Origin of the sequence: Mycobacteroides franklinii, assembly GCF_002013895.1 — a bacterium.
GTDB lineage: Bacteria > Actinomycetota > Actinomycetes > Mycobacteriales > Mycobacteriaceae > Mycobacterium > Mycobacterium franklinii.
Map to the genome: position 1 here is coordinate 336,752 of NZ_MAFQ01000001.1, position 14,284 is coordinate 351,035.

Sequence of the window (14,284 nt, forward strand, 5' to 3'; positions counted from 1 at the left end):
GTAGCCGTGCATCCCGAATACCCGCGACCGTGGACGACGTTGTGGGTGGTGCTGTTCGGCCTGTTCATGATCCTGCTCGACTCGACGATCGTGTCGGTCGCCAATCCCGCCATCAAGGCCGGTTTCGAAGCCGACTATTCGGCGACGGTGTGGGTCACCAGCGCGTACCTGTTGGCGTACGCGGTGCCACTGTTGGTCACCGGACGACTCGGGGATCAGTTCGGCCCGCGGTCCATGTATTTGGCAGGGCTTGCGGTTTTCACCGCCGCTTCGCTGTGGTGCGGCCTCGCCGGGTCGATCGGTTGGCTCATCGCGGCGCGGGTGGTGCAGGGGATCGGTGCGGCGATGCTGACTCCGCAGACGCTGACGGTGGTGCAGCGGGTGTTCCCGCCGCAGCGGCGCGGGACCGCGATGGGCGTGTGGGGTGCGGTAGCCGGAATTGCGACTCTGGTCGGCCCGGTGGCCGGCGGTCTGCTGGTGGACGGGTGGGGTTGGCAGTGGATCTTCTACGTCAATGTCCCGGTGGGTGTCTTGGGAATGATCCTGGGCGCCATCTACATTCCGCGCATGCCAACGCAGCCGCATAGGCTGGATCTGCTCGGCATGGCACTCTCGGCCGTCGGCATGTTCGCGTTCGTTTTCGCGCTGCAGGAGGGCGAGAGCTTCCAGTGGGCCCCGGGGGTGTGGGCGATGATGGTCGCCGGCCTCGCGGTCCTGGGTGTCTTCGTGTGGTGGCAGTCCGCGAATCGGGGTGAGCCACTGATTCCGTTGCGGCTGTTCGCCGACCGCAATTTTTCGCTCGCCGGGGTCGCCATCGCGTCGATGAGTTTCTGTGTGATCTCCACCGGGCTACCGATGATGTTCTATACGCAACTGGCGTTGGGTTTTTCGCCGACCAAGGCGGCATTGACACAGGCACCCACGGCGATCGTGAGCGGGATCTTGGCGCCCGTGTCCGGCTGGCTTGTCGATCGGGTGCGTCCCTCGATACTGATCGGCGGTGGCATCGTGTTGATGATCGTCTCCACGTTGTGGTGGACGGTGTTGATGCGGCCGGAGACACAGATGTGGCAACTCCTGCTTCCCGCCGCGGGCATTGGTGCGGCCATGGCATGCATCTGGGGTCCGTTGGCGACCACCGCAACCCGCAATCTGCCGTCGACGGTGGCCGGTGCCGGGTCCGGGGTCTACAACACGCTGCGCCAGGTCGGCGGAGTGGTCGGCGCCTCGGCGATGGGGGCGTTGATGACAGCCCGGTTGGCCTCGAACATGCCTGCGATGGCACCCGATTCCGGATCCGCCGACCAGCTGGGGGCGTTGCCCGTCGGGTTGCGCGCGCCGTTCTCGACGGCGATGGCCCAGTCCATGCTGCTGGGTGTCGCGGCGTTGATGATTGGTTTGGTGGCCGCGCTGTTCATGCGACCCGCGGGCTCACAGGTAGGCGCCGTGCCCCTCGATCACGTTGTCCCCGTCGAAGATTAGAACCTCGTTGACGAGGCCGCCCTTATGGTTTCGGTAGTTGATGACCAGGGCCGTCGCGCCCACGTACGTGCCGACGGGTTCGAAATGCAGATCCGGGTTGCGGGTCAGGGCGTCGGCCCAATAGGCGCGGATGGCCTGCTTGCCGCGGAAGACTCCTCCGGTCTCCGGAGCGATCTGGGCGCCGTATGCGGAGGTAAAGACCGCGTCCTCGTCGAAGTGCTCCAGCACCGCCTCGATGTCATGGGCATTCCACGCCGCGAACCAGTCCCGGCTGAATTTCTCGGGGTCGACGCCGAGCGTCATGACTGCGAACTGAACAGCACGGCGGGGTTGAGGTACCCGGTCGGATCGAAGGCCGTCTTGACTGCCCGCATGGCGGCGATATCACCTGGTGTGCGGGCCATGCCGAGGTAATCGCGTTTGAGGGTGCCCACTCCGTGCTCGGAGCTGACGTTGCCGCCCAGCCCGGCGATCAGCGTCATCATGGGCTGATACAACGCGGTGGAGTCGGGGCAGCGCAACACATTTAAGTGCAGATTGCCCTCACCGACGTGGCCGAACAACACGGGTATCGCGTCGGGAACCGTGGCGGCGATCAGTGCGGCGGCGCGTCGTTCGAACTCGCCGATATGTGCCAGTGGCAGCGCCACATCGAATTTCAGCGGCGGACCGTGCAAGCCTAGCGCCTCGGCGATGGATTCGCGTACCTGCCATAGGCGTTCACGGGAGGTGCTATCCAGGCCGACGGCGGCATGCTCGGCCACGCCGGCCGCCTCGAGTGCCTCGGCCAGGTCATCGGTGGGGTCGCTGTCGCGGGCAAGTTCGATGAGCAGCAGCCAGGGGCTGTCGACGGGGCTCGGTATGCCCAACCTGGAGTCCATCAGTTCGAGTGCGGCAATACCGCTGAGATCACGGAAGATTCGGCTGGCCTCGACGAGCTGATCCAGGCTGCCGAACCCGGTGATCGCGGCGACGTTGTGTGTGGGAACCGGATGCAGGCGCAGTTCGAGTGCGGTGATGACGCCGAGGGTGCCTTCTGCGCCGACGAACAGGCTGGTGAGGTCGTAGCCTGTGTTATCGGCTCGAACATCGCTGTGGCGGTCCATAATCGAGCCGTCGGGTAGCACGACTTGCAGACCGATGACTTGCTCGCGCATGTTCCCGTAGCGCACCGTGCGCAGGCCGCCGGCATTGGTGGATGCCATGCCGCCGAGAGTGGCCGAGTCGCGTGAGCCGATATCGACGCCGAACTGCAGGTTCTCCTTGGTGGCGGCCTGTTGCAGTGCGGCCAGGGTGACACCGGAGCCGACGCGGATCCGGCGGTCGACGGTGTCGATGGGGCCGATATCGGTGAGTCGCTCGGTGGACAGCAGCACGTCATCGTGTTCGGTGACCGTGCCGGCGACCATGGAGGTACGTCCGCCCTGGGTGGTGACGGGGTGGTCGTGCTCCTTGCAAGCCTTCAGGATCGCGGCGACTTCCTCAGCAGAGCCGGGACGGACCAGCACGCTCGCGATGCCGCGGTAGCGCCCGGTCTGATCGATGGTTCGTCCCGCCAGCACGTCGGCATCGGTGCTGACGTACCTCTCGCCGACGATCTGGACGAGGGCACGGGCGAGCTCGGACATGGACCTCAGTGTGGCACGGTGCTATTGGTCGTGTCCGGGCTGAGTGCCAAAAACGCCCCCAGTTCCACCAGTCCGTCGGGTGTGGCGGGCAGATACTCGGTGAGCGCGGGAGACCGCACGATCACCGCCTGGAACTTCGCCCGGCTGATCGCCACATTCAAGCGGTTCCTATTCAACAGGAACGACATCCCGCGCGGCACGTCATCGACGGCCGAGGCCGTCATCGATACGAACACCACGGGAGCCTGCCGGCCCTGGAACTTGTCCACGGTCCCCACCAGCACCTCGCCCAAGCCGGCAGCGGCGAGCGTCGCACGCAACGTCAACACCTGGGCGTTGTACGGCGCCACCACCAACACGTCGGACTGCTCCAGGGGGCGGGTACCGGATTCGTCGGTCCAGCCCGAACCGATCAACCCGGCGATCTCGGTGGCGATGGCCTCGGCCTCCTGCGGACTACTGGTCGCATTTCCGGCGTGGTCGACGAACAGCGTCCGCACTCCGGGATCTTGCCCGGCCAAGGTGCGCGGCGGCGCCGCGGACTCAAGTTCACCGTCATAGGAAAGCCGCGAAACATGTTGGCACAGAGCAGGATGCATCCGGTACGAGCGCTCGAGAAAATACCCGCGACTGGCTGGTAGTGCGCCATGTCCTTCGACGAGCCAGCCCAGCGCCGAGGTGTCTACCGGCTCGGGATGCACACCCTGCGAGACCTGCGGTAGCTGCTGCGGATCGCCGAGCAGCAGCAGGTTCTGCGCTCCCCGCGCCACCGCAAGCGTATTCGCCAAACTGAACTGACCGGCCTCGTCAACGACCAACAGGCGCAGCGCGCCGTCGGCAACACGGGTGGTGTTCGCAAAATCCCATGCGGTTCCGCCAATTACGGCACCCTCATCGGCGTGAGATGCGATGAAGCCCGCGTAATCACTGTCGCGAATCTGGGTCCACGCGGCATCCCCGCTGTAGGGGGATGCCTTTTTGGCGACGCGTTCGGGTGGTACGCCCGCCGCGACCACCTGGTCGAGGAGGTGCTCCACGACTGCATGGGACTGCGCCACCACACCGACGAGCCAGCCATCGCGTGTCACGAGCTCGGCGATGACTCGCGCCGCGGTGAAGGTCTTGCCGGTTCCCGGCGGACCATGCACGGCAAGGTAGGACGAGTCCAGGTTGCGCAAGGCGGCGGCGATGGGCTCGACGTACCCATCGTCAGCGACTGGCGCCAACACGCCGCCACGAGGGTTGCGGCGCAATAGAATATCCAGGGATGCGGTCAGGGGCATCTCGGGAAGCCCATCGGCCACTCCCGCTGCCACGTCCTCGATGGCGGCCTCCAGCGCCTTGGTCATCACCGGCGGCCCGGGTGCCAGCGCCATGGGCATTTCCGAAAAGACCTCGCCGTTCTTCGGGGTGAGTTCCTGAATCGTCACATCGACGGGTACACCACCGGATTCGGTGATCTCCACAACGCTGGCAGAACCCGATGCCCGACGGTCGGGGTCTCCGCCGCCGAGTCCCGACGGCGCGGGCGGTTCGTAGAGTGCGTACACACTGTCGTCGAGGACGCCCCCGGCGAGATCGCCGCTCACCTTCACATGCCGTCGGAGCTTGCGCTGACTACCCGATTTATGCCAGTCCTGGACCAGCTCGGCGTCCTCCACGATGAAGACTCCGGCGGTATCTGCCCACTCGTCGACGGGATTGTTCAAGCGGTCGAAGTGGCTCCACCAGAAGGGCTTTCTTTCTCGGGTGTGGTACCCGCGCGCCGCCTGCACCATGGCGGCGGCGGTCTGATCCGCGGTCCGGTCGGCGGGGGCGCCGTCTCCGGCGAACTCGGCCAACGCCCGGCCCACGTCGTCGGGCTCCTGTTCTTGTTGCTCGACGGCGGGGGTCGATGACGACAGGTGGGTGATGCCGTGTTCGAAGGCGCGCACCAGCAGCCAATCCCGGAGCTTGCGTGTCGAGGCGCAGTCGTACCGGTTGTACTCGGCGATGGAGTCCAGCACTTCCTGCGCCGTGGGGTCGCCGTTATCTCGCAGCGCGCAATAGCGTGCGTATTCGTTGATCGAGTCGACCGCGGTGGTGACCTCACCGGAGCGCTTTCCCGATTCGATGAACAGTGGCTCCAATGCCTTGAGTCCGTATCCGCTGGAGCCGGAACGAATACTCTTGCGCACCACGGGATAGAGGTCGACCAATACGTTGTCACGCAACAGGTCGTCTATCTGTTCCTCGCCAATGCCATACCGGCCTGCCAGGCGCAGCAGCGCCGTCTTCTCATAGGCCGCGTAATGGTAGACGTGCATTCCCGGATAACGGCGGCGGCGCTTGGCCACCAGATCGAGAAAGGTGAGCAGGGCCTTCCGTTCGGTGCGGCGATCGTGGGCCCAAATCGGCCGAAACTTCTCATGTCCGGCTCGGTCGTATTCGAGCACTCCGAACAGATACTCCAGGCCCCACTGCATGCCGTCTTCGGTCCACAGCGGATCCCCCTCGAAGTCGAAGAAGATGTCACCCGGGTTGGGGGCCGGCAGCGTGCCCAACGGAATCGGGTCGGCAACCTCGAACTGTGGTGTGCCACTATCGCGTTGGCGAATCTGCAGGTCGGCCTGCGCCACCAATTGCTGCAGGTTGCGCGCCGACAGATCCGGGACTGGACCGGTGTGGGCGGCCAGCCGTGCGGCGGTGCCGACCCCGGCTTCCAGCAGCGCGGCTCGCTGGCTGACCCGCATACCCGCGACGAGAAGCAAGTCGTCGGTGCGCTCGACCTCAGGCTCACACGCCGGGCAACGGAAACAGGCTCGGACATGTTCATCGGACCACCGCACCGGGGCACCACCGACCAGGTGGCGATCGAGTAAGTCCTGCAACTGCTTTCGTCGTTGGCGATACACACCCACCAGATCTGCCGCCGGGTAGTCGATCGCCGAGCGGTCACCCAAAATAAGCCGTACCTCGGGGGATACCGGCACGCCCGTCGCCGTCAAACTGTCGGCATAGGCCGCCAATTGCAGCAGCGCCGTCACCTTGGCGCTGCGGGCCAGCTTGGTGTCACATACCTGATAGTGCTCGCCCTCCAAGACCACGAAGTCTGCGAAACCGATGAATCGGCCGTCGAACATCGCTGCCTGGTAAACGACCGGATGTCCCTGCTCGAAGGCATTTTTCGTCGCGGCGGCGGCCGCGTACAGGCCGTCGAGGGTGAAAGTAGGAGGGAAGGGAATGCTGGCCACCCCGGCACCGAAACGTGCCCGCAGCCCGGAAAGATGATGGGCCTCATGCGCGTCACCCAATGTCGCGGTGCGCGCCAATAGCTCATCGTCGCGTGGGGGTGCCGGCGCCCAGCCGAGCTTGGCGTCGAATGCCCGCAGTAGGGCATATTCGCAGCGCGCGGCGGAGGCTAGATCCGAAGCGCTGCAGACCACCCGGTCGTCGAGGACGAACACCCGCTCACTGTAGGTGCTGGCACCGACGGTGAGGTCTTACCTGGCCTGTTGCACCTTTTCCACGCCAGATCCGTTCCAGCGGAACGACACCACGCTCTCCAGACCCGGAATGCCGTTGGAGAAGTTGAGCACCACGGTATCCAGGGTGCTCGCCGACAGATCGATGGCGTTGTAGCCGTACGTATCGGGAACACCGTGGGAGATCACACCGCCCAGGTGGAAGAACACCGCACGAGTGGGGGGTTGCGGCTCGTGCGTATCCGCCGCGACGATGACCGCCGACAACGGCGCGCATTTGTTGTAGTTACCCGCCACCGGCACCGGGCTCCACGTGGCCTCGTTATTGGGCGCTGGGGGCAGCAGCGCGATCGCCGACGCGACGGCCGGATCCTTCAAGTTCACCGCGCAGTCATCCTGGGTCGACGGTGGCTTGGGCTTGACGGTCGGCCCCGGCTGCCCGGGGGCCGGCGCTGTCGACGGCGGCGACGCGATGGTGTTGGTGGGCGTCTTCGACACAGTGCTGTCGCCACCGGTGCACGCGGAAGCGAGCAGCGACAGCGGGACGAGCACGGCCGCCAGCACCGGCAGCGTCGTTCGCAGAACCATCCTTCGCACGGCCCCGGACACTACCGATATTTACCGAAGATGCCGCGGAGGCGGGAGTTGAGCGCGGTAGCGCCTAGACTCTTTAACGCCATGACCTCTACAGATATCCCCACGCCCGACACCGGCGATTCGAGTGCACCACCCGCGGATGACACTGTCACCTTCGCGGACCTTCAGATTGCCCCCGAGGTGCTGCGTGCGGTGTCCGACGTGGGGTACGAGACACCGTCGGCGATTCAGGCCGCCACCATTCCGCCGCTGCTGGCGGGCTCCGATGTGGTGGGTCTGGCGCAAACCGGAACGGGAAAGACTGCGGCATTCGCCATTCCGATCCTCTCGAAAATCGACTTGACCTCGAAGAACACCCAGGCGCTGGTGCTTGCGCCCACGCGCGAACTGGCCCTGCAGGTTGCCGAGGCCTTCGGTCGTTACGGCGCTCACATGCCCAAGCTCAACGTGCTGCCCATCTACGGCGGTCAGTCCTACGTGGTGCAGCTGTCGGGGCTGAAGAGGGGCGCCCACGTCGTGGTCGGCACGCCCGGACGTGTCATCGATCACTTGGAGCGCGGCACGCTCGATCTGTCCCATCTGGATTACCTGGTGCTGGACGAGGCCGACGAGATGCTCACCATGGGCTTCGCCGAGGACGTCGAGCGCATCCTGGCCGACACCCCGGAGTACAAGCAGGTGGCCCTGTTCTCGGCCACCATGCCCACCACCATCCGGCGGCTGACCAAGAAATATCTGCACGATCCGGTCGAGATCAAGGTCGAGGCCAAGACCTCGACCGCCGAGAACATCACTCAGCGCTTCATTCAGGTGGCCGGACCCCGCAAGATGGACGCGCTGACCCGGATCCTCGAGGTCGAGACCTTCGAGGCGATGATCGTGTTCGTCAGGACCAAGCAGGCCACCGAGGAGGTGGCCGACAAACTCAAGGCCCGCGGGTTCGCGGCGGCTGCGATCAACGGCGATATCAACCAGTCGCAGCGTGAGCGGACCATCAACGCGCTCAAGAGCGGCGCCATCGACATCCTCGTGGCCACCGACGTCGCCGCGCGCGGCCTGGACGTCGAGCGCATCTCTCATGTGCTCAACTACGACATCCCGCATGACACCGAGTCGTATGTGCACCGCATCGGCCGTACCGGTCGCGCGGGCCGCTCGGGTACGGCGGTGTTGTTCGTGTCGCCGCGCGAGCGGCACCTGCTGAAGGCCATCGAGAAGGCCACCGGTGCCCGGCTTGCCGAGGAGGCGCTGCCATCGGTCGACGACGTCAACGCCCAGCGGGTGACGAAGTTCCGCGATGCCATCACCGCTGCGCTCGCGGCGCCGGAGGTCGAACTCTTCCGCCGGCTCGTCGAGGACTACGAACGCGACAACAATGTGCCGGTGGCCGATATCGCGGCAGCCCTGGCGGTGCTGTCGCGCGACGGCGAGCAGTTCCTGCTCAAGCCCGACCCGCCTCGTGATCCACGTCAGGAGCGTGGCGAGCGCCCCGAGCGCGGGCCCCGCGAGCCGCGCACGCAGACTCCCGGACTGGCGACGTATCGCATCGCGGTCGGCAAGCGGCACAAGGTGATGCCGGGCGCCATCGTGGGGGCGATAGCCAACGAGGGCGGTCTGCACCGCAGCGACTTCGGGCACATCACCATCCGCCCCGATCACTCGCTCGTCGAGCTGCCCGCCAAGCTGTCGCCCAAGACGTTGAAGGCGCTGGAGACCACCCGAATCTCGGGCGTGCTCATCGAGCTGCGCCCCGCCGGTGGGGCCGATGGCGCCCGCCCCGAGCGCAAGTACACGGAACGCCGCCGCCCAGACCACAAGCATACGGATCACAAACGTTCGGAGGCGAAGCGTCCCAAGCGGTCCCCGAAGAAACCATGACGGCAGTCTCCCCTGTTGAAAGCGCCCCCGTCGTTCGCGCTTCCGGTCGGGTAGGCGCGCTCACCGGTGTTCGGGCGGTGGCCGCGACCCTGGTGGTGGCCACCCACGCCGCCTACAGCACCGGCAACTACGTGGTGGATGGGGTTTCCCCGTGGAAGGCCTACCTGCACCTGTTGCAGTCCCGCCTGGAGATCGGTGTGCCGATCTTCTTCGTGCTTTCCGGATTCCTGCTGTTCCTGCCCTGGGTGCGGGCCGCCGCCGACGGTACTGCCTCGCCCTCGGTGAAACGCTATGCCTGGCATCGGTTTCGGCGCATCATGCCGGCCTACTGGATTTTGGTGGCCATCGCGTACATCTGGTATCACATCCGCGACCAGTATCCGAACCCCGGACATACCTGGCTGGGGTTGCTCCGGAACCTGACCCTGACGCAGATCTATACCTCCAATTACGGATATCGCTATATCCACCAAGGCATGACGCAGATCTGGAGTCTGGCCGTGGAGGCCGCCTTCTATGTGGCGCTGCCCTTCCTGGCCTGGCTACTGGTCAAGAAACTCTGTGGCGGGCAGTGGCATCCGATACGGCTGTTGGGTGGCCTGGCTGCGCTTGCCCTGGTGACTCCGCTGTGGATGACGTTGGTGTACACCAACACCGCATTCCCGGACGGCGCGAAGCTGTGGCTGCCGGCCTATCTGTCCTGGTTCGTCGGCGGCATGATTCTGTCGGTGCTGGCCGTCATGGGTGTGCGCTGCTACGCGTTGGTCACGGTGCCGCTGGCCATCATCTGCTACCTCATCGTGTCCACGCGGATCGCGGGCGACCCCACCACCTCGCCGTGGGCGCTGCCGCAGGCGTTGACGAAGTCGATCTTTTACGTGGTGATCGCGACGCTGCTGGTCGCTCCCGCCGGGCTGGGTGACACCGGCTGGTACGTCAGGTTTCTCTCGTCGCGGCCCATGGTCTGGCTAGGTGAGATCTCCTATGAGCTGTTCCTCATCCACATGATCCTGATGGAGATCGTGATGGTGGACCTGCTGCACTACCACGTCTACACCGGGTCGGTGGTGATCGTGTTCCTGGTGACGATGGCGGTCAGTGTGCCCGCTTCGTGGTTGATCCATCGGACTGTGCAGGTGCTGCTGGCCTGGAGCTCACGTCTGCGGAAATCGCTGGCGCAACGAACGCAGTGAGCAGGGTCCGTTCGTCTTCCGGACTGTCCTCGGGATAGGCGAGTAGCGAGACAATCACCCGCACATACCATTTCGCCTTGGTATGGGTGTCGCTATCGGTTGCGGCACGCTTGATGAAAGACGCCACCATGGTGTTGATGACCTCGGAGTGCAAGCCGAGCGAGCCGCCGAAATACTCGCCCGGCCGGAACCATGCGGACAGCGTCGGATCCGCGCGCACCAGCCGCAGCGCGGTGACCATCGCCTCGGTCAGGAGTTCGGTGGGGTCGTCAATCCCGGCGACATGCTCGGTGACCTGCCGGGTGATCACACCCGCGGCCCGGTGGACATACGCGATGTGCAATGCTTCGCGATTCTCGAAATACCGGTAGAGAGTGGCGCGGGAACACCCAGCGGCCCTGGCGATCTCGTTCATACCGACGGCAGCCACACCGTCACGTACGAACAGCTCGGCGGCCGCGTCGAGGATCTTCTCCGCAGCCACCGATATCCGGGTGTCGCCCAGCCAGCTCATCTGAGCCCGTGCTCTCCGCGCCAGCGACTCATCGAAACATCATCGCACGCGGATGGGCACTGTCAGGGGCCTTCGCACATATGAACCGTCCGCCCAGCTGACTCCGTCAAGATCGACCTCGAAATCCGGTATGCGGGTGAGTAGTTCCTCGAGCGCTACCCGCGATTGCATGCGTGCGGCGGCGGCCCCCAGGCAGTGGTGATTCCCGTGGCTGAAGGTGAGAATGTTGCGCGGTTTCCGCAGGACATCCAACTCGCCTGCATCATCGCCATATTCACGTTCGTCCCGATTGGCGCTGCCGTAGAGCAGTAGCGCCCGCCGACCCGCCGGAATGGTGGTATCGCCAACGGTGACATCGCGGGTGGCGGTGCGCGCCAGGCCCTGTACCGGGGATGTCAGGCGCAGAAACTCCTCCACTGCTCCCGGGATGAGCGATCGATCGTCGATCAGCTTCCGGCGTTGTTCAGGGTTTTGGTGCAGCAGTTGTATTGCACCGCCGAGCATTCCGGTGGTGGTGTCGTTGCCACCCGTGACCATGGTGAAAGCGAAGCCGAGGATTTGCAGCGTCCCGGCGATATCACCGTCGGCTCCGACTCCGGCAGCGACGAGGTGCGACACGGTGTCGTCTTCGGGTTCTGCGCGCCGCCGTTCGATGAGGCCGGAGAAGTACATCATCAGGTCGCCGACCGTCTGCGCCACCTCGCCCTGCATGGCCTCGATGTCGATCGCGCCACCGGCCGCGGCCGCCACAATGTGGTCGGTCCAGCCGTCGAACTGGCTGCGGTCCTCCTCGGGCACCCCGAGATAGTGCGCAACCACCATGGACGGCAGTGGCTTGAAGAGTTCGACGACGATATCGCCCCCGCCACGCTCCTTCAGGCGCTCAAGACGCTCGACCACGAACTCGCGCACCTTCGGTTCGACGGCGGTGACCTGACGCGGGGTGAACCCCCGCGAAACCAGCTTGCGGAAGTCGGTGTGCGTGGGGGGATCTTGCATCACGAACGGGGGGTTGTCGCCCATGCCGGTTTTCTCCAGGTCGCCGTACATGACGGTGAGACCCTTCGCCGAGGAGAAGGTCTCCCAGTCACGTGCGGCCTCGTAGACATCGGCATGCCGAGTGAGCACGTAATAGTCGTCGGCAGGAGCATGTTCGGGCACCACGTGGTGCACCGGATCCTGGTCGCGCAGCGCGGTGTACATCGGCCACGGGTTGGTCCAATTATCGGAAGCTCCGGGGATGTAGCGCGGCACAACACTGTGAGACACATCGACTGACATGTCTTATGTGTAAGGCATGTCACCGGAAGTGTCAATACGCGGTGGCCGACTAGATCAGCGTGCCCGGGTTCAGGATGCCGTCGGGGTCGAGTGCCTGCTTGATCCGGCGGTTGACCTCAAGCACCTCGGGGCCGACCTGGTCGCCGAGCCACGGCTTCTTGAGTCGTCCGACGCCGTGCTCGCCCGTGATGGTGCCACCCAGCGAGATCGCAAGGTCCATGATTTCGCCGAAGGCAGCCTGAGCGCGCCGCGCTTCATCGGGGTCGTTGGGGTCGTGCACGATGAGCGGATGCGTGTTGCCGTCGCCGGCGTGTGCGATGACCGAGATCAGTAATCGGCGCTGGGCGGCAATGGCTTCCACGCCTTCCACCAGCTCGGCGAGCTTGGGCAGCGGGACGCCCACGTCTTCGAGCAGTAGCGGACCCTTTGCTTCCATCGCGGGGATCGCGAACCGCCGTGCCGCGACGAATGCCTCGCCTTCTTCCTCGTCATCGGTGGAAAAGACCTCGGCGGCATGGTGATCGGTGAAGACGCGGGCCATCAGCTCGGCATCGTCCGCCGAGGTCTTACCACGTTCATCCGAGCGGGCCACCAGCATGGCGCCGGCCCCGCGGTCCAGTCCCATCTTCAGCTTGTCTTCGACGGCATTGATCGCCGCCGAGTCCATGAACTCCAGCATCGAGGGCCGGATCTGCGCGGTGATCGCCAGCACCGCGTCGGTCGCATCGTGCACCGACGAGAAGGTTGCCACCACCGTGCACGGGGTGGGCTGCGAGGGGAGTAGCCGCAGGGTGACTTCGGTGATTACGCCCAAAGTGCCCTCACTGCCGACGAACAGTTTCGTAAGGCTGAGTCCGGCAACGTCTTTCAGGCGTGGTCCGCCCAGCCTGAGGATGGTGCCGTCGGCCAGGACTACGTGCATACCCAGGACGTAGTCGGTGGTCACGCCGTACTTGACGCAGCACAGTCCGCCGGCGTTGGTGGCGATATTGCCGCCGATGCTGCAGATCTCGTAGGACGACGGGTCGGGCGGATACCAGAGGCCGTGCGCTGCCGCGGCGGACTTCACCTCCGCGTTGAGGGCTCCGGGTTGGGTGATGGCCACCCGGGTTGCCGTGTCGATGGTGATGGTGCGCATCCGCTCGGTGGACAGCACGATGGCGCCGTCCTGGGCGGTGGAGCCTCCCGATAATCCGGTGCCCGCGCCGCGGGGCACGACGGGGATGCGATGCGCACTGGCCCATGTGAGAGTCGCGGAGACCTCTTCCGTGCTGCCCGGGCGTATCACCGCCAGCGGCGTCCCGGCGTCCGGATCGAAGGCGCGGTCCTGCCGATATGAGGCGGTGATATCCGGATCGGTGATGACCGCGCCGTCGCCGAGGGTGTCGACGAGTTCGTCCAGAGCTGCCTGGCTCATATCATTCGCGCTGTCGCGCCTGCGTCGATCGGTAGCACGGTGCCGGTGATATGTGAGCTCGCTTCGTCGACCAGGAACAGTACGGCGCGGGTGACTTCCTCGGGCTTGAGGAACGGCGCGTATTGCAGGTGCAGCGATGCGAAGACGGACTCGACGTCCTTGAGTGTCGGTTTCTCCAGATCGGGTCGCATGGTGCCGAATACGAAATCGTTTTGGGTCATGGGGGTTTCGATATTGCCGGGTGCGACGGCGTTGACGGTGATCCCGTAGCCGACGAGGTCGTGGGCCGCGCATTTGGTCAGACCGATGACGCCCCATTTCGACGAGACGTAGGACGCCTGGGCGAAGTTCGCGCTGTGTCCGAGCATCGACGACACGGTCACGATGCGGCCGTAGTTCCGTTTGATCATGCCGGGCGCGACGGCCGCGATGGTGTTGAAGGTGCCGGTGAGATTGGTGCCGATGACCTCGTCCCACTGTGCCGACTCGACGTCGGGCAGCAGCGCGATGGTGCTGATTCCGGCGTTGGTGATGACGATGTCGATGCCGCCCAGCGTGTCCTCGGTCTCGGCCACGAACGATTCGAGCGCGGCGCGGTCCTTCACGTCGATTTTCGCGGAAATGCACCGGCGTCCGGCCTTTTCGACCAGGGCGACGGTCTCGGCGAGATCGTCCTCGGTTGCCAGCGTATATCCCACGACATCGCTGTTCTCGCAGCGATCGCAGATCGCGATATCGGCGCCCGCCTCGGCCAGCGCCAGGGCGTGTGAACGGCCCATACCGCGCGCGCCGCCGGTGATCAGTGCAGTTTTTCCCTCGAAGTCAGCCAC

The 14,284-nt window shown here is 65.1% G+C and carries 11 protein-coding genes; 3 read left to right on the forward strand and 8 right to left on the reverse strand.

Going from position 1 to position 14,284, the window contains the following annotated elements; translation table 11 throughout:
* The first annotated feature begins 6 nt into the window (after nucleotides 1-6).
* The gene (locus B4393_RS01905; RefSeq protein ID WP_109558252.1) at nucleotides 7-1,482 is read left to right on the forward strand and encodes a DHA2 family efflux MFS transporter permease subunit; all 1,476 of its coding nucleotides are present in this window, start codon (nucleotides 7-9) and stop codon (nucleotides 1,480-1,482) included.
* Here the strand turns inward: B4393_RS01905 and B4393_RS01910 are convergent.
* The 4 genes from B4393_RS01910 to B4393_RS01925 are packed head-to-tail and all read right to left on the reverse strand — an operon-like array spanning nucleotide 1,432 to nucleotide 7,162.
* On the reverse strand, nucleotides 1,432-1,785 hold the full coding sequence (locus tag B4393_RS01910; protein WP_078332691.1) for a YybH family protein: 354 nt from the start codon (nucleotides 1,783-1,785) through the stop codon (nucleotides 1,432-1,434). The two genes, B4393_RS01905 and B4393_RS01910, sit on opposite strands and share 51 nt — an antisense overlap.
* Nucleotides 1,782-3,110: an FAD-binding oxidoreductase gene (locus tag B4393_RS01915; RefSeq protein WP_078332692.1), complete on the reverse strand. Its 1,329-nt coding sequence runs from the start codon at nucleotides 3,108-3,110 to the stop codon at nucleotides 1,782-1,784. Before B4393_RS01915 ends, B4393_RS01910 begins: the two co-directional genes overlap by 4 nt.
* Nucleotides 3,111-3,115: 5 nt before the next feature.
* Entirely contained in the window at nucleotides 3,116-6,556 is a 3,441-nt protein-coding gene (locus tag B4393_RS01920; protein ID WP_078332693.1) for a TM0106 family RecB-like putative nuclease, read from the reverse strand.
* A gap of 36 nt (nucleotides 6,557-6,592) precedes the next feature.
* Nucleotides 6,593-7,162 carry an LppP/LprE family lipoprotein gene (locus tag B4393_RS01925; protein ID WP_078332694.1) on the reverse strand — a complete coding sequence of 190 codons (570 nt, stop codon included), beginning with the start codon at nucleotides 7,160-7,162 and terminating at the stop codon, nucleotides 6,593-6,595.
* 90 nt (nucleotides 7,163-7,252) lie between these two features.
* Between B4393_RS01925 and B4393_RS01930 the strand changes: the two genes are divergently transcribed.
* Both B4393_RS01930 and B4393_RS01935 read left to right on the forward strand, forming a co-directional pair.
* Nucleotides 7,253-9,049 (forward strand): DEAD/DEAH box helicase, encoded by a 1,797-nt coding sequence (locus B4393_RS01930; protein ID WP_078332695.1) that lies wholly within the window; start codon nucleotides 7,253-7,255, stop codon nucleotides 9,047-9,049.
* Nucleotides 9,046-10,242 carry an acyltransferase family protein gene (locus tag B4393_RS01935; protein WP_070935895.1) on the forward strand — a complete coding sequence of 399 codons (1,197 nt, stop codon included), beginning with the start codon at nucleotides 9,046-9,048 and terminating at the stop codon, nucleotides 10,240-10,242. Before B4393_RS01930 ends, B4393_RS01935 begins: the two co-directional genes overlap by 4 nt.
* Here B4393_RS01935 and B4393_RS01940 read toward each other — a convergent pair.
* The 4 genes from B4393_RS01940 to B4393_RS01955 are packed head-to-tail and all read right to left on the reverse strand — an operon-like array spanning nucleotide 10,145 to nucleotide 14,284.
* Nucleotides 10,145-10,756 (reverse strand): TetR/AcrR family transcriptional regulator, encoded by a 612-nt coding sequence (locus tag B4393_RS01940; RefSeq protein ID WP_078332696.1) that lies wholly within the window; start codon nucleotides 10,754-10,756, stop codon nucleotides 10,145-10,147. The two genes, B4393_RS01935 and B4393_RS01940, sit on opposite strands and share 98 nt — an antisense overlap.
* A gap of 39 nt (nucleotides 10,757-10,795) precedes the next feature.
* Nucleotides 10,796-12,037, reverse strand: a complete 1,242-nt coding sequence (locus B4393_RS01945) for a cytochrome P450 (RefSeq protein ID WP_078332697.1) — start codon at nucleotides 12,035-12,037, stop codon at nucleotides 10,796-10,798.
* Nucleotides 12,038-12,086: 49 nt separating this feature from the next.
* A complete protein-coding gene (locus B4393_RS01950; protein WP_078332698.1) occupies nucleotides 12,087-13,454 on the reverse strand; it encodes an FAD-binding oxidoreductase in 1,368 nt (455 codons plus the stop codon).
* Nucleotides 13,451-14,284, reverse strand: a complete 834-nt coding sequence (locus B4393_RS01955) for a mycofactocin-coupled SDR family oxidoreductase (protein ID WP_078332699.1) — start codon at nucleotides 14,282-14,284, stop codon at nucleotides 13,451-13,453. The genes B4393_RS01950 and B4393_RS01955 overlap by 4 nt, the downstream gene beginning before the upstream one ends.